General features: G+C 59.6%; 16 protein-coding genes. 12 read left to right on the top strand and 4 right to left on the bottom strand.

Annotated elements, in window-relative coordinates:
• Positions 1 to 20 precede the first annotated feature (20 nt).
• Positions 21 to 299 (bottom strand): DUF2842 domain-containing protein, encoded by a 279-nt coding sequence (locus tag BMY55_RS06465; RefSeq protein WP_091429276.1) that lies wholly within the window; start codon positions 297 to 299, stop codon positions 21 to 23.
• A 6-nt stretch (positions 300 to 305) separates the two neighbouring features.
• Positions 306 to 1601 (bottom strand): adenylosuccinate synthase, encoded by a 1296-nt coding sequence (locus tag BMY55_RS06460; protein WP_091429274.1) that lies wholly within the window; start codon positions 1599 to 1601, stop codon positions 306 to 308.
• Positions 1602 to 1799: 198 nt separating this feature from the next.
• On the opposite strand from BMY55_RS06460, the gene secG reads away from it, so the two are divergent.
• The 10 genes from secG (at position 1800) to BMY55_RS06410 (ending at position 11762) form a co-directional block, all read left to right on the top strand.
• Positions 1800 to 2183, top strand: coding sequence for a preprotein translocase subunit SecG (gene secG / locus BMY55_RS06455; protein ID WP_091429273.1), 384 nt, complete (start codon positions 1800 to 1802; stop codon positions 2181 to 2183).
• 198 nt (positions 2184 to 2381) lie between these two features.
• Positions 2382 to 4025, top strand: coding sequence for a CTP synthase (locus BMY55_RS06450; RefSeq protein WP_091429271.1), 1644 nt, complete (start codon positions 2382 to 2384; stop codon positions 4023 to 4025).
• A gap of 96 nt (positions 4026 to 4121) precedes the next feature.
• On the top strand, positions 4122 to 4577 hold the full coding sequence (locus tag BMY55_RS06445; RefSeq protein WP_091429270.1) for a tellurite resistance TerB family protein: 456 nt from the start codon (positions 4122 to 4124) through the stop codon (positions 4575 to 4577).
• Positions 4578 to 4866: 289 nt separating this feature from the next.
• A complete protein-coding gene (locus BMY55_RS06440; protein WP_177179302.1) occupies positions 4867 to 5625 on the top strand; it encodes an ABC transporter ATP-binding protein in 759 nt (252 codons plus the stop codon).
• Positions 5626 to 5667: 42 nt separating this feature from the next.
• Positions 5668 to 6387: a transporter substrate-binding domain-containing protein gene (locus BMY55_RS06435; protein ID WP_091429266.1), complete on the top strand. Its 720-nt coding sequence runs from the start codon at positions 5668 to 5670 to the stop codon at positions 6385 to 6387.
• Between the two features lie 101 nt (positions 6388 to 6488).
• Positions 6489 to 7373, top strand: coding sequence for an ABC transporter permease (locus BMY55_RS06430; RefSeq protein ID WP_091432111.1), 885 nt, complete (start codon positions 6489 to 6491; stop codon positions 7371 to 7373).
• Positions 7370 to 8176, top strand: coding sequence for an ABC transporter permease (locus BMY55_RS06425; protein WP_091429264.1), 807 nt, complete (start codon positions 7370 to 7372; stop codon positions 8174 to 8176). The genes BMY55_RS06430 and BMY55_RS06425 overlap by 4 nt, the downstream gene beginning before the upstream one ends.
• A 106-nt stretch (positions 8177 to 8282) precedes the next feature.
• Entirely contained in the window at positions 8283 to 8963 is a 681-nt protein-coding gene (locus tag BMY55_RS06420; RefSeq protein WP_091429263.1) for a type 1 glutamine amidotransferase, read from the top strand.
• A complete protein-coding gene (locus BMY55_RS06415; protein ID WP_091429262.1) occupies positions 8963 to 10342 on the top strand; it encodes a glutamine synthetase family protein in 1380 nt (459 codons plus the stop codon). The genes BMY55_RS06420 and BMY55_RS06415 overlap by 1 nt, the downstream gene beginning before the upstream one ends.
• 199 nt (positions 10343 to 10541) lie before the next feature.
• The gene (locus tag BMY55_RS06410) at positions 10542 to 11762 is read left to right on the top strand and encodes a DegT/DnrJ/EryC1/StrS family aminotransferase (RefSeq protein WP_091429260.1); all 1221 of its coding nucleotides are present in this window, start codon (positions 10542 to 10544) and stop codon (positions 11760 to 11762) included.
• Here the strand turns inward: BMY55_RS06410 and BMY55_RS06405 are convergent.
• Both BMY55_RS06405 and BMY55_RS06400 read right to left on the bottom strand, forming a co-directional pair.
• Entirely contained in the window at positions 11759 to 12721 is a 963-nt protein-coding gene (locus tag BMY55_RS06405; protein WP_091429258.1) for a LysR family transcriptional regulator, read from the bottom strand. The genes BMY55_RS06410 and BMY55_RS06405 overlap by 4 nt on opposite strands.
• Before the next feature lie 60 nt (positions 12722 to 12781).
• Positions 12782 to 14833: a ComEC/Rec2 family competence protein gene (locus BMY55_RS06400; RefSeq protein ID WP_245744664.1), complete on the bottom strand. Its 2052-nt coding sequence runs from the start codon at positions 14831 to 14833 to the stop codon at positions 12782 to 12784.
• 156 nt (positions 14834 to 14989) lie between these two features.
• Here BMY55_RS06400 and gltX point away from each other — a divergent pair, with 156 nt between their 5' ends.
• Together gltX and gltA are read left to right on the top strand one after the other, a co-directional pair.
• The gene (gene gltX, locus BMY55_RS06395) at positions 14990 to 16393 is read left to right on the top strand and encodes a glutamate--tRNA ligase (RefSeq protein ID WP_091429256.1); all 1404 of its coding nucleotides are present in this window, start codon (positions 14990 to 14992) and stop codon (positions 16391 to 16393) included.
• Between the two features lie 68 nt (positions 16394 to 16461).
• The gene (gltA, locus tag BMY55_RS06390; RefSeq protein ID WP_091429254.1) at positions 16462 to 17757 is read left to right on the top strand and encodes a citrate synthase; all 1296 of its coding nucleotides are present in this window, start codon (positions 16462 to 16464) and stop codon (positions 17755 to 17757) included.
• Positions 17758 to 17791: the final 34 nt, after the last annotated feature.

Below are 17791 nucleotides of genomic sequence, written 5' to 3'. Positions count from 1 at the left end.
GGGGCTTGGCGGATAGTTCGTTATTTCTTTGTGCCGCGCTTCTCCTCCTCGGCGTCCACCGGATCATGCGGATAGCTGTCCGGATCGGCATCCGGGTCGGGCTTGCCCACGCCCAGAAACACCTTTCGCAGCGGGATCATCCACAAAAAACCAAGCACGATATAGACCAGCAGCTCCATTAGGATCGGCGGGCGGTCAAACAGGCTGACCACCTTCACCGCCACAAGAATGTATAGTGGCAACCCCACCAGTAAAACCAGCAAAGACAGGCGCTTACGTGCTTTGTATCCCAATGCCATTGTCGATCAATCCGCGAACGGGTCGGTGACAAGAATGGTGTCGTCCCGTTCCGGGCTGGTGGACAGAAGGGCGACGGGGCAGTCGATCAGCTCTTCCACGCGTTTCACATATTTGATCGCGTTGGCGGGCAGATCGTTCCAACTGCGCGCGCCCTCGGTCGTTTCGGACCAGCCCGGCATTTCTTCGTAGATTGGCGCGCAGCGGGCCTGTTCGTTTTCCGCGGTCGGCAAATAGTCCATCCGCTTGCCGTCCAGCTCGTATCCGACGCAGATTTTCAGCGTTTCGAACCCGTCCAAAACGTCGAGCTTGGTCAGCGAAATGCCCGACACACCCGAGGTCGCACAGGTCTGGCGCACCAGCGCCGCGTCGAACCAGCCGCAGCGGCGTTTGCGCCCGGTCGTGGTGCCGAATTCATGGCCACGTTCGCCAAGGCGCTGGCCGTCATCATCGTCCAACTCGGTTGGGAACGGACCTTCGCCCACACGGGTGGTGTATGCTTTCACGATACCCAGCACATAGTCGATCGAACCGGGGCCGATGCCCACGCCCGTGGCTGCCTGCCCGGCGATCACGTTCGACGAGGTGACGAACGGATAGGTGCCGAAGTCGATGTCCAGAAGTGCACCCTGCGCCCCTTCAAACAAAATACGTTTGCCCGCTTTGCGCTTTTCATTCAACACTTTCCAGACCGGGGCTGCGAAACGCAGAATTTTCGGGGCCACTTCTTTCAGAAGGGCGATCAGGGCGTCCCGGTCAATCGGGGCGATCCCCAATCCCTTGCGCAGCGGGTCGTGGTGCTGAAGGGCACGGTCCACGCGGGTTTCAAGCGTGACCTCATCAGCCAGATCGGCGACGCGGATGGCACGACGCCCCACCTTGTCTTCGTAGCACGGGCCGATGCCGCGCCCGGTGGTGCCGATCTTGGTGCCTTTCGATGCCGCCTCTTCCCGCGCGCGATCCAATTCACCGTGGAACGGCAATATCAGCGGCGTGTTTTCGGCAATCATCAACGTATCCGGCGAGATCTCGACCCCTTGCCCGGTAATCGTTTCGATCTCGGTCAAAAGATGCCAGGGATCCAGCACGACACCATTGCCGATCACCGACAATTTCCCGCCGCGCACGACACCGGACGGCAGGGCGTGCAGCTTATAGACCTTGCCGTCCACAACCAGCGTATGGCCCGCATTGTGGCCGCCTTGAAAGCGCGCGATCACATCGGCACGTTCGCTGAGCCAGTCAACGATCTTGCCCTTTCCCTCATCGCCCCACTGGGCACCTACGACGACTACATTGGCCATGATCTATTTCCTGTCTCAAAGAAAACCCGCTAGGGTCATAGCCGCACATGCCTTTGTGTGAAACCCGTAATCCGCATGTGAACGGATAAACGCGGGAAGTATTCACATAATGAGGCGCCACGCTTCTTGCACCCCTTCGGCTTTTCCCCTACATAGCCCCGCAGATTGAACGAACCCCCAGCCACGGAAGCGTCCCTTATGGAAAACGTCATCCTCGTCATTCACCTGATCCTGGCCCTTGGCCTGATCGGGATCGTGCTTTTGCAGCGCTCGGAAGGTGGCGGTTTGGGCATCGGCGGTGGCGGTGGCGGTGGTGGTGGCGTAATGTCATCACGCGGAGCAGCCACCGCGTTGGGCAAACTGACCTGGGTCTTTGCCATTGCGTTTCTCGGCACCTCGATCACCCTGACGGTGATTGCGGCGAAGAACTCGGCTGACAGTTCGGTTGTGGATACGCTGGGGATCGAAGCCCCTGCCGTTGACGGTGCCGCAAGCCCCGACGCACCTGTCACGCCTGACGTGTCCGACCTGCTGCCTCCGAGTAGCGCGGATGACAGCCTGACCCCGCCCCGCGCGGACTGATACCCACAAGACCTTGAGGCAGGGCGGATTTTCCGCCCCATCATCTTGCGATCTGGTTGCGCGGGGGACCGGAATCGATTATGTCTTTAATCCCGTGGACAACGGATTCGCCGGGGCTTTTTTCGTGGCCGCACGCAGAGTTCGAAAACCAAAATCCAAAGGCGCAGAGGCGCCGGTTTCACGGGGGCAGCCTGACGCATGGCACGTTACATTTTCATCACCGGCGGTGTGGTTTCTTCATTGGGCAAGGGACTGACCGCCGCTGCCTTGGGTGCCTTGTTGCAGGCGCGCGGCTATTCGGTGCGGATGCGCAAACTCGACCCCTACCTGAACGTCGATCCCGGCACGATGAGCCCGTTTGAACATGGCGAGGTGTTCGTCACCGATGACGGGGCGGAAACCGACCTGGACCTTGGGCATTACGAACGGTTTACCGGGGTGGCGGCGCGCGCCACCGATTCCGTTTCGTCGGGCCGCATCTATACCAATGTGTTGGAAAAAGAGCGACGCGGCGACTATCTGGGCAAAACGATTCAGGTAATTCCGCATGTCACCAATGAAATCAAAGAGTTCATTGAAATCGGTGATGATGAAGTTGACTTCATGCTGTGTGAAATCGGCGGCACGGTCGGCGATATCGAAGCCCTGCCCTTCTTTGAAGCGATCCGTCAGTTCAGCCAGGAACGCCCGCGTGGTCAGTGTATTTTCATGCACCTCACCCTGCTGCCCTATCTGGCGGCCTCGGGCGAATTGAAGACGAAGCCCACCCAACACTCGGTGAAGGAACTGCGCTCGATCGGCATCGCGCCAGATGTGCTGGTCTGTCGCGCCGAGCATCCTATCCCGGAAAAAGAGCGTGCCAAGATCGCGCTGTTCTGTAACGTCCGCCTTGACGCTGTGATACCTGCATATGACCTGAAGTCGATCTATGAGGCGCCCATGGCGTTCCACAATGTCGGGTTGGATCAGGCCGTGCTGGACGCGTTCCAGATCGCCCCCGCCCCCAAACCTGATCTGCGCCGCTGGGAGGATGTTGAAGACCGCATCCACAACGCCGAAGGCGAAGTGCGCGTGGCGGTGGTCGGCAAGTATATCCAGCTTGAGGATGCCTATAAATCAATCAAGGAAGCCCTGATGCATGGTGGCATGGCCAACCGTGTGCGGGTGAAACTGGAATGGGTGGATGCGGAACTGTTCGAGCAGGAAGACCCGGCACCCTATCTGGAAGGTTTCCATGCGATCCTTGTCCCCGGCGGGTTCGGCGAGCGTGGCACCGAAGGCAAGATCAAGGCCGCACAGTTCGCCCGTGAACGCAAGATCCCTTATCTGGGCATTTGTCTGGGGATGCAGATGGCAGTGGTCGAAGCCGCGCGCAACGTGGCGGGCATCGAGGATGCTGGATCGGAGGAATTCGACCACGAAGCCGGAGAAACCCGCTTTACCCCCGTCGTCTATCACCTGAAGGAATGGGTGCAGGGTAATTACAAGGTCAAACGCAAAGTCTCGGACGACAAGGGCGGCACGATGCGGCTGGGCGCCTATACCGCGACTTTGGCCGACGGATCGAAGGTTGCCGAAATCTATGGCGCGACGACCATCGAAGAACGCCACCGCCATCGCTATGAAGTCGACACCAAATACCGCAAACAACTGGAGGAATGCGGATTGCATTTCTCGGGCATGTCGCCGGATGGTCGGCTGCCGGAAATCGTTGAATGGAAAGATCATCCCTGGTTCGTCGGTGTGCAGTTCCACCCGGAACTGAAGTCAAAACCCTTTGATCCGGCGCCGCTGTTTGCTGATTTCGTTCGTGCGGCGAAAGACATTGAGCGGCTGGTCTGATCCCGATGAGGAACGCATGATGTCGCTTGACACGCTTGTGATCCGCGATGGGCAATCCGGGCTGGCATTTTAAGATGGGTGTCTTAGGTTAGCGTCATGATCCGATCCTTATTGTCGAAACTCAGCCAACCCGACCCCAGTCCGCTGGACAAGGATGACGCGCGGCTGGCCATTGCCGCCCTTCTGGTGCGACTGGCGCGATCTGACAATGCCTATGGCGCGACCGAAATTGACGAGATCACGCGCATCCTGTCCCGCCGCTACGGTTTAACACCCGACGCAGCCGCCGCATTGCGACATGAAGCCGAACAGACCGAAGCTGCTGCCCCCGACACTGTGCGTTTTACCAATGCGGTAAAGGATGGTGTGCCGCTGGACGACCGGATTGCCGTAATCGAAGCGGCGTGGTCCGTGGTGCTGGCCGATGGTGTGCGCACGATGGAAGAGGATGCGTTGATGCGGATGATCCCACGCTTTCTTGGCATCACGGATCTGCAAAGCAACGAGGCTCGTCTTCGGGCCACGCAGGAAATCACCGGCGGCGGCACCTGATCTGTGCAATCTATGGAACCACCCCTTGGCGCGGTGCCCACTTCGCGACCCAGTGCGCGCATTTGCGTCGGACTGAGGGTTCAACCGTAACGCGCACGTCGCGGATCGCCATGCACAATATGCCTTGCCTGACCGCCGATCCGCCCGGATTTACGTTACTTCCCCGCCTTTTCGCCGTTGCAATTCAGGCGAATATGCGCCCTACTCCGGTGTCACACCACTTGTTTCACAACTAGGCTTCCAAGTGCCACTAGACAACGCTGCCCAAAACTCCTCCACAGCCACGCCTGTGATCCAGATCAGTGACCTTCACAAAAGTTACGGGGCTCTTGAAGTCCTGAAAGGGGTCGATCTGGTCGCCGAGCGTGGGCATGTTGTGTCGCTGATCGGGTCGTCGGGTTCGGGCAAATCCACACTTCTGCGCTGTGCAAACCTGCTTGAGGACAGCCAGCAAGGGGAAATCCTGTTTGAAGGTGAACCGATCAAATGGCGCGGCCATGCTTTGCACCGGCACCCCGCTGACCGCGCGCAAGTCACACGAATCCGCACCAACCTGTCGATGGTGTTTCAACAGTTCAACCTCTGGTCCCACATGACCATCCTGCAAAATGTGATGGAAGCCCCAGTGACGGTGCTGGGCCGGAACAAGGCCGAGGTCGAGGAAAAAGCCCGCGCCTATCTGGCGAAAGTTGGCATTGGCGACAAATGCGATGTCTGGCCCGCGCAACTGTCCGGCGGGCAGCAACAACGTGCCGCCATCGCGCGCGCTCTGTGCATGGAACCGAAGGCGCTTTTGTTTGACGAGCCGACATCGGCCCTTGATCCAGAGTTGGAGCAAGAGGTGGTCAGGGTCATCAAGGATTTGGCCACCGAAGGACGCACCATGGTGATCGTGACCCACGATATGCGGTTGGCGGCAGATGTGTCGGACCACGTCATCTTCTTGCATCAAGGTCTGATTGAAGAAGAAGGCCCACCCGAAACGCTGTTCGGATCGCCGAAAAGCGAACGGCTACAACAGTTTCTATCGGCCACCCAACCCGGCTGATTTGAAAAACCAAGAAAACCAACACTTTAAGGGAGTTAACTTATGAAAAAGCTGATCCTTTCGACCGCGGCTCTCGCGATCTCGGCAGGTTTCGCGATGGCCCAAAGCGACAAGACCGTGCGTCTTGGCACCGAAGGCGCCTATGCACCGTGGAACTTTGTCAACGATGCCGGCGAGATTGACGGCTTCGAACGCGAACTGGGCGACGAGCTGTGCAAACGCGCCGACCTGACCTGTGAATGGGTCAAGAACGAATGGGACACGATCATCCCGAACCTCGTGTCGGGCAACTATGACGCGATCATCGCGGGCATGTCGATCACCGATGAACGCGACGAAGTCATCGACTTCACCCAGCCCTACACCCCACCAGATCCTTCCGCCTATCTTGCCATGTCGCCGGATGTGGACCTTGAAGGCGGCGTGATCGCGGCGCAGGCGACCACCATTCAGGCCGCATTCGTTGCCGAACAGGGCTGGACCGTGGTCGAGTTCCCGACCCCCGAAGAAACCGTCGCGGCGGTGAAGAGCGGTGAAGCGGATGCAGTTCTTGCCGACAAGAGCTATCTTGACACGATGGTCGGCTCGGACGGCTTGGTGATGCTGGAGCGGATGGAAGCCATTGGCGGCGGTGTCGGAATGGGTTTCCGTGAAAGCGATGCCGAACTGCGTGACACCTTCGACGCAGCGATCCAGTCCATGAAGGACGACGGTTCTCTGAACGAGATGATTGCCAAGTGGGAAGTTTCTTCGCAGTGGTAATAATCTGAACCTTTGGCCCGCGCGTGTGTCGTGCGGGCCATTTTTTGCCCGTGCGGTTCGACCAGACCGGCACACCCGGGCAACCCCAATCGGTAATCGCAATGTTTTCCTACTGCACCGACCCGTCAACACTTGAGGGCCTGACCTGGCTTAGCTGCTACCTGTCCACAGGCAAGCACATGGCCTTTTACTTGTCCTTCCTGACGGTCATCGCGTTGCTCTTGATCACGGCACCGGTTGCGCTCTTGTTTGGTTTTGCCGGCGCGTCCGCCGCTCGCTCGCGGTTCTTGCCGCTGAGTCTGCTGGGCAAAACCTACACGGCGATTGTGCGTGGTGTTCCCGACATCGCCTTTTTCATGTTTTTCGTCATCGCTCTGGACCAAGCCTTTGAATATCTGCGCCACAAGGTCAAATGTCCCGATTGGTCTGAACCGATCCGCCAGGGCAGCGACTTCGTTGTCTGCACGCAGGCCAAACTGCCCCTGTCCACCAGCCCGCAATGGGTGCACGAGGTCTATGGTTTTTCACTCGCGGTTCTGACCTTCTCTATCGTCTTCGGCGCGTTTGCGGCCAATGTGCTGTATGGCGCGATGCGCGCGGTGCCCCACGCCCAGCTAGAGACTGCCGAAGCCTATGGCATGACCTCGCGCCAAACCTTCTGGCGTATCCTTGTGCCGCAGATGTGGATCTTCGCCCTGCCCGGCCTGTCGAACCTGTGGATGATCCTTGTGAAAGCCACGCCGCTTCTGTTCCTTCTTGGGGTTGAAGATATCGTCTATTGGGCACGCGAGCTTGGCGGCACCAAGACAGCGCGCTTTTCCGATTATCCCCATGGCAATTGGCACGCGATCTATTTCTTTGGGCTGCTCGTGTTCTATCTGATGCTGACATCCGTCAGCGAACGGATTTTCAAACGCATCACGCGACGCCTGTCACATGGACAGGCCACCGCTGCCGGTGAAGCCCAGCGAAAGGCCGCACAATGAGCTGCCTTCAAACCATTCAGGATTATGCCCTGCGTTCGGTCGGGATTGGCGAACGTCTGCTGCCGCGCGAAGATTTCACCCTGTGCGAACAGGTGACGTTGATCGGGTCGGGAATGATCTGGAACATTTATTTCGGCCTGATTGCCATCGTGCTGGGGTTCTTTGCCGCCACCGGCATGGCGCTGGCCAAGAACAGCCAGAATGTGTGGATACGCAAACCGGCTGATTTCTTCATCTATGTGTTTCGCGGCTCGCCCCTGTTCATTCAGATGTTCTTTGCCTATGCGGTTTTTGTGGTTCTGAAACAAAGCGTGCCGCTCTTTGCGCCCTTCACCTCCGCCTGGCTGGGGGCGACGCTGGTTCTGTTCCTGAACACCACCGCCTATACCGCCGAGATCTTTTATGGCGCGCTGCAATCCATTCCCAAGGGTGATCTTGAGGCGGCGGATGCGTATGGCATCAGCGGGCGCACCCGGTTCACCCGGATCGTCTGGCCATCCATGTTGCGGCTGGCCTGGCCCGCCTATACGAACGAAGCGATCTTTCTGTTCCACGCGACTGCGCTGGTGTTCTTCTCGGGCTTTCCGGTGTGGGGGCAACGCGGCGATGCGTTGTATTACGCCAGCTATTTTGCCGACAAAACGTTCAACCCATTCGTGCCCTATCCCATTCTGGCCGGGTTCTTCATCCTGCTGACGCTGACGGTGATCACGATTTTCGGTCAGGTTGGAAAGCGGTTGAACCGGCATTTGCCGCAAGCGGTCATCCGACGTCCCGGTTTCATGCGCACCATGATGCGATAGCCACCAACCCGCGACGGTGGCACGCCCATCCGCCGATTTCCCCTCTTGCCCCGGCACATTGGCTCGGTTAGTGTCCAATCCATAATTTGATCAAATTCGGTGATTCATGCGGATCGGTATCCTACAAACCGGCCACTCCCCTGATGAAGTGCGTGACGATCTGGGCGATTATGGCCAGATGTTCACCCGGCTTCTGGACGGGCATGGCTATGACTTCACAATCTACAGCGTGGTGGACAACCAGTTTCCCGACGGCCCCGGCGCGGCAGATGGCTGGCTGATCACAGGGTCGAAACACGGCGCTTATGAGGATCACGACTGGATCCCCCCGCTGGAAGAGCTGATCCGCGACATTCGCGATGCGAACCTGCCCCTTGTGGGTGTGTGCTTTGGCCATCAGATCATCGCGCAGGCCCTTGGCGGCAAGGTCGAGAAGTTCGATGGCGGCTGGGCCGTGGGACGTCAGGTCTATGACATCAACGGCGAAAAGATCGCGCTGAACGCCTGGCATCAGGACCAGGTGGTCAAACTGCCCGAAGACGCGCGGGTCTTTGCGTCGAACGACTTTTGCGAAAATGCAGGGCTGATGATCGGCGACAAGATCATGACGATCCAGCCTCATCCGGAATTCACGGCCCAGATGATCGACGCTTTGATCAAATACCGGGGCCGCGGCAACATATCGGATGATGTCCTGTCCCACGCAGAAGACGGGCTGGCGCAAGTCATTGACGCCGACAAATTCGCAGATCAAATGGCAGATATCCTGAACAAAGGAGACAGGTAATGGACACGTCAATAACAGACACCAATGCCTGGATGGACGATCTGCCCGAAGCCGCGCGGGCCTATCTGGATGGCAAACGCCTCGACGAGGTTGAATGTATCGTCTCGGACCTGCCTGGCATTGCGCGCGGCAAGGCCGTGCCAGCGGGCAAGTTCGCCCGGCAGGACTATTTCCACCTGCCCGACAGCGTGTTTTATCAGACAATCACCGGCGACTGGGGCGAAGCCGCTGGCGATGAAGGGTTCATCGAACGCGACATGACGCTGGTGCCCGACATGTCCACCGCCACCGCCGCGCCGTGGACGGGCGACTGGACGTTGCAGGTGATCCATGACGCCTATGACCGCAAGAAAGCTCCCATCCCCTACAGCCCCCGCAACGTGCTGAGGCGGGTGGTTGATCTGTATCACGCGCAAGGGTGGGAGCCGGTCGTCGCGCCCGAGATGGAGTTCTATCTGGTCGCCCGCAACCTCGACCCGGCCGAGAAGATCAAACCGATGATGGGCCGATCCGGTCGCCCGGCGGCGGCGCGTCAGGCCTATTCAATGACCGCTGTTGACGAGTTCGGCCCGGTAATCGACGACATCTATGATTTCGCAGAAGCGCAGGGGTTCGAGATTGACGGCATCACACAAGAAGGTGGCGCGGGCCAGCTGGAGATCAACCTGATCCACGGCGACCCGATCAAGCTGGCCGACGAAGTGTTCTATTTCAAACGTCTGATCCGCGAGGCCGCGCTGCGCCACGATTGCTTTGCCACGTTCATGGCCAAGCCGATTGCCGAAGAGCCGGGATCCGCCATGCACATTCACCATTCGGTGCTGGATCGCAAAACCGGCGAGAATATCTTTGCCGGACCTCAAGGGGGCGATACAGACGCGTTTTTCCACTTCATCGCCGGGATGCAGAACCACCTGCCCAGCGCAGTGGCGGTGCTGGCACCTTATGTGAACAGCTATCGCCGCTATGTGAAAGACAACGCGGCACCGATCAACCTGGAATGGGGCCGCGACAACCGCACAACAGGTATCCGCGTGCCGCTGTCCTCACCCAAGGCGCGGCGCGTTGAAAACCGCATCGCGGGGATGGACTGCAACCCCTATCTTGGGATCGCTGCCAGCCTTGCCGCTGGCTATCTTGGCCTGATGGAAGAAAAACGCCCGACGCCACAGTTCCGGGGCGACGCCTATCAGGGGGAAGAGGATATCCCCCGCGATTTGGGCTATGCGCTGGAGCTGTTTGACGAGGCCACGAGCTTGCACGAGGTTCTGGGTCCGGAATTCGCACGCGTCTATTCCATCGTGAAGAAGGCTGAATACAACGAGTTCTTGCAAGTCATCAGCCCATGGGAACGCGAACATCTGCTTTTGAACGTGTAAGATAAGGCGGGGGCTTCGGGAAACTGGGTGCCTCAACCCTTTGCGTGGCTGAACGGCCATCGGCGGGTCTGTGTTCGGATTCCATTTATAAGCACATTTTTCTGGTTTTTCGGGGAGGATTCATCTACGGATTATCCGAAGAAGAGTTTCGGCAAATCGAAATTGACCCGATTCTCGTCCACATGAGCAGGAGCCGACTTTGACCCTTGCCCCCAACGTCTATGACGCTGAACCCATCCCCGAAGCCGCCCGCGCCGAGATCGACCGGCTTTTGCAATCGGGCGATCTGTTTCGCTATACGGCACCCGAAGATGCCCCGGTCAGCCTGCTGGAAGCCGAATTTGCCGAGATGATGGGCGCGAAATACGCGCTGGCCGTCGCCAGTTGTTCGGCCGCGCTGTTTTTGTCACTCAAGGCACTGGACTTACCGCGCGACACCAAGGTTCTAATCCCGGCTTTCACCTTTGCCGCCGTGCCAAGCGCGGTCGTCCATGCCGATTGCCAGCCGGTTCTGGTCGACGTCAAAGACAATTACCGCATCGACATGGAGGATTTCGCCGCCAAGCTGACCGGCGACATAAAGGCCGTGATCATAAGCCACATGCGCGGGCACACATCCGACATGGATGCCATCATGGCGCTGTGCGACACCGCCGGTGTGCCGGTGATCGAGGATGCGGCCCATTCACTGGGCACGCTGTGGCACGGGCGCAAGATCGGGACCATCGGCAAGATTGGTTGTTTCTCGTTCCAGTCCTACAAGATGCTGAATGCGGGCGAAGGCGGGATCCTGATCACTGACGATGCCGACCTGATCGCCCGTGCGGTCATCATGTCGGGCGCTTACGAACACAACTGGAAAAAACACAAAGGCCCGCGCGGTGACAACACTTCGGCCCTGCAAGATGCTTTTGCGCGCTGGCAGAACCAATTGCCGCTTTACAACACGCGCCTGTCGAACCTGTCGGCAGCGGTCATTCGGCCCCAACTGGACGAATTGCAGCGCAGGGTTAGGGATGGGTTGAAGAACCACGATTACGTGGCTGACCGGCTGAACCAAAGCCCGTGGATCGACGTGCCCGCCCCCCTGCCCCCGGAAACCCGCGCGCCTGATTCCATCCAGTTCAACCTCGTCGGAATGAGCGACGATGACACCCGCGCCTTTCAGAATGCCGCGAAACGACGCGGTGTCTCGGTGCAGGTGTTCGGGATGAGCACGGATAACGCGCGTGCGTTCTGGAACTGGCATTTCATCGGCGATCAAGGCGAACTGCCGCAAACCCGCGACATGTTGATGCGTGCCTGTGACACCCGCCTGCCGGTGCGTCTGAAAAGGCCCGATCTGGATTTCATCGCCGATGCGTTGGTGGCAGCGGCAGCTGATGTCAAAGCGCCGTCAGCCAAGACGAACGCCGCCTAAAGCACCACCAGCTTGTCGCGCAACCACGGATAGGATTGCGCGGCGGGGTCCACGATCATGTCCGTCAGGATCGTCCGGGCACGGGCCGCCATGTCGTGCGGCAAGTTGCCCAACACGCCCTCGCGCGCGGTCAGGTTGATCCGGCGGGTGATCGGGGCGAAAGGCAGTTCGATCAATTCGGTCTGCGCGCGGAACCTCTGGGCGTGGAAAAAGCCCAACGGTGTGATGATCGTCCAGCCTGCGCCTGCCGCCACCATCGCCATGATCGCGTGATAGCTGTCCAGTTCAAACCGGTTGTGAAGGTGAATATTCTGTCGCGCCAGATGGTCTGAGATCACACGCCCCATGTGATGGCGTGCTGTGTATTGCACCAGTGGCAGATCGCGCAGGGTTTGGGTGGGGTCCGCCGTGTCGGCCACGCCTCTTGGAACTGCGGCAACGAAGGGCTCCTCCATCAGCGCGTGAACCTCCATCCAGTCCGCCGACGCGCCCGTGTCTGCCGCAATAATCACGTCCAGCGCGCGGGCATCCAGCTGGTCATGCAACCGATGAGACGCGCCGGTTTCCAGAAGAAAACGAGTGGATTGCATGTCGCCCGCAAGCTCAGACAACAGGCGGGGGGTCACATCGGCGTCGAAATCCTCGATCATGCCCAGCCGCAAGCGCGACAATTGTGACATTGCCCCCAGCGCCAATTCGGCGCGGGCCTGTTCGGCCTCGTTCAGGATGGCTTGCGCGCGTTTCAGAAACAGCGCCCCGGCAGGGGTCAGGTTCATCGGGCGGGCGGATCGATCCAGAAGTGTCGTGCCCAGCGCGGTCTCGAGATTGGTCAGTTGCTGGCTGACCGAAGATGGGCTGGCCCCTAGTCTGCGGGCCGCAATCGAGATCGACCGTTCGTCGGCGGCTGCGACAAAAACTTCGACACCCCAAAGGGTGATACGTCCGGCTGTTTCGACCATTTCCTGCTCCTTTGCAGGAAAGCTAGGGCCTTTGGGCGTGGCGGGCAACACGCTTGCGTGTCAGCGGGTCCATAGCCGGTCGCCGGATTTTGCGCGGGCAGTTTCGACAATGAACCGCCCGGTATCTGGCCACAACGCGACCGCGCCCGTCTTGGCCAGGCCGGCACGGTCCAGCAATACACAACCCGGCGGGGCGGGTATGGTCACTTTTCCGGACAGCACCACCAGATCGGCCGAGGCACAGGCATCGGTCACGCGATCCCCGGCGCCGCGCCCGGTCAGGTGGATCAGCGTTGCGCCTGCCAACGCGGCGCGCATCTTTCCCTTGGCGCCGGTGAACCCGGTGCGGGCGAAGGCTGTTTCCTGATCTGCCGGATCGCCGTCATTCTCCAACCAGGACAGCGCGGCGAAGCTTTCACCACGCGGCTTTGACAAGGCGCGCCCGTCCTTGGTCATCACCCCAACCAGCCCGCCCGTGGCGCTGATCAGAACCGGGGGGCGCGTAACCTGTGACCACAGCAGCGTGGCGATGGCGAACGGCACAAGTGACACCCACCGCGCGCGTGACTTCAACAGCGTGGCAAAGATACCTCCCACAGCGACCAGCGGCAGCACCGCGTCCGGCGGAGCAGGGATTTGCCCGGTTGCCCCATCCAGCGAGGACACGAACCGCGCAACGCCGATGATCCAGTCAATCGCTGGCCCCATCAGTTTCAGCGGCAACCATCCCAGCCCGATGGGCGACAACAGTGCCGCCAGCACCGCCAACGGCATAATCAACGCGCCCATGACCGGCACCGACAGAAGATTGGCCAACAGGCCGAAATGGCTGACCTGGTTGAAATGTGCGGCCCCAAAAGGCGCAGTTGCCAGCCCCGCCACAAAGGACGAAATCACCACCGCAAGCGCCGGACGGGCCCATTTGGGGGCCCGCCACGCACGGTCATCCCGCGTTCTGTCCCTGAGCCAGCCAAACACCGCCACCAGTGCGGTTGTGGCGGCAAAAGACATCTGAAAACCGGGTTCTGCCAGGGCCTCGGGATGCAGGGTCATGACGATGATTGCCGCCATTGCCACGGCGCGCAGCGAAAGGGCGCGGCGGTCGAACAGGATGGCGACGAACATGGTCGCGACCATGATGAATGCGCGTTCCGTTGCGATATTACCGCCCGACAGGGCCAGATAGAATCCGCCAGACAGGATTGCCACACAGGCGGCCAGTTTCTTGATCGGAAACCGCAGGGCCACGCCCTGCCACAAGCTCAGAAGCATACGCGTCGCCTGAAAGATGAACCCGGTGAGCAGTCCCATATGCAGTCCCGAGATCGCCAGCAGGTGGGCAAGGTTCGACGCCCGCAGCGCCTCGATCGTCGGTCGCCCCATGGCGGATCGGTCGCCGGTTGTGATCGCGGCGGCAAAAGCACCGGTTTCCCCCGGCAAAACGCCCCGCACCCAGGCCGAGATTGCCTGCCGCATACGCGAGACCGCAAGGTTGACCCCCGGCTCGGGTGGGCTGAGCAAAAGTGCAGGAACGCGAGTATAGCCGACCGCCCCGATGCCGCGAAACCACGCCATGCGTTGAAAATCGAAGCCACCGGGTTCGACAGGGCCGTTGGGGCCGGACAGATGTGCGGTCAATGCGATGCGCTGGCCAATGGCGGGGTCGAGAAAACGCTGATCCCCGTGCAGAGAGACGCGCACCATGGTCGCGCGGCTGGCCGGGCTGACATCATCCAACCGCACCTGATCCAGCGTCAGACGCACCGCATCAGACTGCGATCGGTCGATGTTCACGATGCGACCCTCAACAGGGCCGTAGTAGCGGAAACCCAGCACCGGTTCGGCCACGTAATGCGCCCGCGCACCCGCAAGACTGACGCCGAATGCCATCAACCCGATGGCGGTGGCCAGAGGTCCGATCCCCCACGGCCAGATCCGGGCGATCACGGCGCAGATCACAATCAACGCGGTCAGTCCGACATAGACCGGCACCGTCGGTTCGGTCATCAGCCCGAAATATAGGCCAATGCCCGATCCCATGAACAGCGGTGCCCAGTGCAGCAAGCGCCCCCGCTCTTCTTCGATCCGGATCAGGAACTTATGGACCAGCACCCTTGTTCACGGCCTCCCTTTTGCGTAAAGCCTGTCGGGACAGGCTTGAGCCGAGCGGTGTCATCGACCCCTCGCCCCCAGGCCCACGGTTCATCGCGCACCAAACGCGTTGACACCTGAGTAACGCCAGCATGGTTTCCAAAAGGTTAACGTCACATGACCACCGACCAGATCGTCACCCGTTTCGCCCCCTCGCCCACCGGATATCTACATATCGGGGGTGCCCGCACTGCCCTGTTCAACTGGCTTTATGCCCGTGGCCGTGGTGGGAAATTCCTGCTGAGGATCGAGGATACAGACCGCGCGCGCTCCACCCCCGAAGCGACCGCGGCGATCCTGAAGGGTTTGGCATGGCTGGGTCTGGATCACGACGGCGAGGTGATCAGCCAATTCGACCGCGCCGACCGCCACGCCGAAGTGGCGCACGAGATGCTGGCGAACGGCCATGCGTATAAGTGCTTTGCCACGCAGGACGAAATTCAGGCCTTCCGCGATGCTGCCCGCGCCGACGGAAAATCGACATTGTATCAATCGCCGTGGCGCGATGCCGATCCCGCGTCCCATCCGGACGCGCCCTATGTGATCCGCCTGAAAGCACCGCGCGACGGTGCGACGGTGATCCGCGATCAGGTGCAGGGTGATGTCACGATCCGCAATGATCAACTGGACGACATGATTTGCCTTCGATCCGATGGCACGCCCACCTACATGCTGGCCGTTGTTGTCGACGATCACGACATGGGTGTGACCCATGCCATTCGGGGGGATGATCACCTGAACAATGCCGCACGCCAGCAACTTGTCTATCAGGCCATGGGGTGGGACGTGCCGGTCTGGGCGCATATTCCGCTGATCCATGGTCCCGACGGCAAAAAGCTGTCCAAACGTCACGGCGCGCTGGGGGTCGAGGAATATCAGGCGATGGGCTACCCCCCCCGCGCAATGCGCAACTATCTGGCGCGTCTGGGATGGAGCCACGGGGATGACGAATACTTCACAGATGCGCAGGCATTGGAGTGGTTCGACCTGACGGGAATCGGCAAAAGCCCGGCGCGGTTCGACTTCAAGAAGTTGGACAATCTATCGGGGCAACATCTTGCTGCGATGAACGATGCCGAGGTGATGGCCGAGCTTGAGGCTTTTTTAGCCGCAACGGGGCAAATCCCTTTGCAGCCGCAGCAACGTCAACTTTTGACAGATGCAATGTACGTGCTAAAAACGAGCGCGAAGACATTCCCTCAACTCCTTGAAAAAGCGAGATTTGCAACTGCCACTCGCCCCATTGAGCAGGACGGGAAAGCGGCAGAGTCCCTAGATGAAGTATCCCGTGGTATACTGAAAGAATTGACGCCGCAGCTGCAAAATGCTAGCTGGGACCGCAACACGCTGGAAGGGATCCTGAACGGGCTTGCAGAAGCTCACGGGACCAAATTTGGCAAACTGGCTGCACCGTTGCGCGCAGCCCTTGCCGGTCGCGCCGTGACCCCCAGCGTTTTCGATATGATGCTTGTTCTAGGACGCGAAGAATCTGTTGCGCGCCTTGAGGACGCAAGCGAATAGAATAAGCAAACGCGACCGATCCGTCCGGGGTCGGCGCGGTAAGATTCGAACACGAAGGGATAGACAAGATGGCCAAACCAACCGGAACTGCAAAGCTCATCTTTGGTGACAAAGAGCTGGATCTGCCGATATATTCGCCCACGGCAGGGCCCGACGTGATCGACATTCGAAAACTCTATGCCAAAGGCGATGTGTTCACCTACGATCCGGGCTTCACCTCGACGGCAAGCTGCGATTCGACCATCACCTTCATCGACGGCGACAAGGGCGAGCTGTTGTATCGCGGTTATCCCATCGACCAACTGGCCGAGAAATCGCATTACCTCGAAGTGTGTTATCTATTGCTATACGGTGAGTTGCCGACCGAAGCCGAACAAATCGACTTCGAAAGCCGCGTGACCAACCACACGATGGTGCACGAGCAGATGATCAAGTTCTTCTCGGGTTTCCGCCGTGACGCGCACCCGATGGCGATCATCACCGGCGTGGTGGGCGCGATGTCTGCCTTCTATCACGACTCGACCGATGTGAATGACCCGTGGCAGCGTGAAGTTGCCGCGATCCGCATGATCGCCAAGCTGCCCACAATCTGCGCCATGGCGTTCAAATACTCGGTCGGTCAGCCCTTCGTCTATCCGAAGAACGATCTGGATTATGCCTCGAACTTCCTGCGCATGTGTTTTGCAGTCCCGTGCGAGGAATACGAGGTGAACCCGATCCTGTCGAAAGCGATGGACCGCATCTTCACACTGCATGCCGATCACGAACAGAACGCGTCGACTTCGACCGTGCGTCTGGCGGGGTCGTCGGGTGCCAACCCGTTCGCCTGTATCGCCGCTGGCATCGCTTGCCTTTGGGGGCCTGCACATGGTGGCGCCAACCAGGCCTGCCTTGAAATGCTTCGCGAAATCGGCACGGTGGACCGCATCCCCGAATACGTTGCCCGCGCCAAGGACAAAAACGACCCATTCCGCCTGATGGGCTTTGGCCACCGCGTTTACAAGAACTTCGACCCGCGCGCGAAAGTCATGAAAGAAAGCGCTGACGAGGTGCTGGGTCTTCTGGGCATCGAGGATAACGAGACGCTCAAGGTCGCCAAGGAACTGGAGCGCATCGCGCTTGAAGATCCATATTTCGTTGAGAAGAAGCTTTATCCCAACGTCGATTTCTATTCCGGCATCATTCTTGAGGCGATGGGCTTCCCGACTTCGATGTTCACGCCGATCTTCGCGCTGTCGCGCACCGTTGGCTGGATTTCGCAGTGGAAAGAGATGCTGGGCGATCCAAACCAGAAAATCGGCCGTCCGCGCCAGTTGTATCTTGGTGCGACCACGCGCGACTATGTCGACGTATCAAAACGCTAAGGCGGTATGAAATGACGCAGGCCGCGGCCCTTAA

It is taken from the genome of Aliiroseovarius sediminilitoris (assembly GCF_900109955.1).
In the GTDB taxonomy this organism is placed as follows: domain Bacteria; phylum Pseudomonadota; class Alphaproteobacteria; order Rhodobacterales; family Rhodobacteraceae; genus Aliiroseovarius; species Aliiroseovarius sediminilitoris.
The sequence above is the reverse complement of the archived record's forward strand: the minus strand, read 5'-3'. Positions and strand labels throughout refer to the sequence as shown.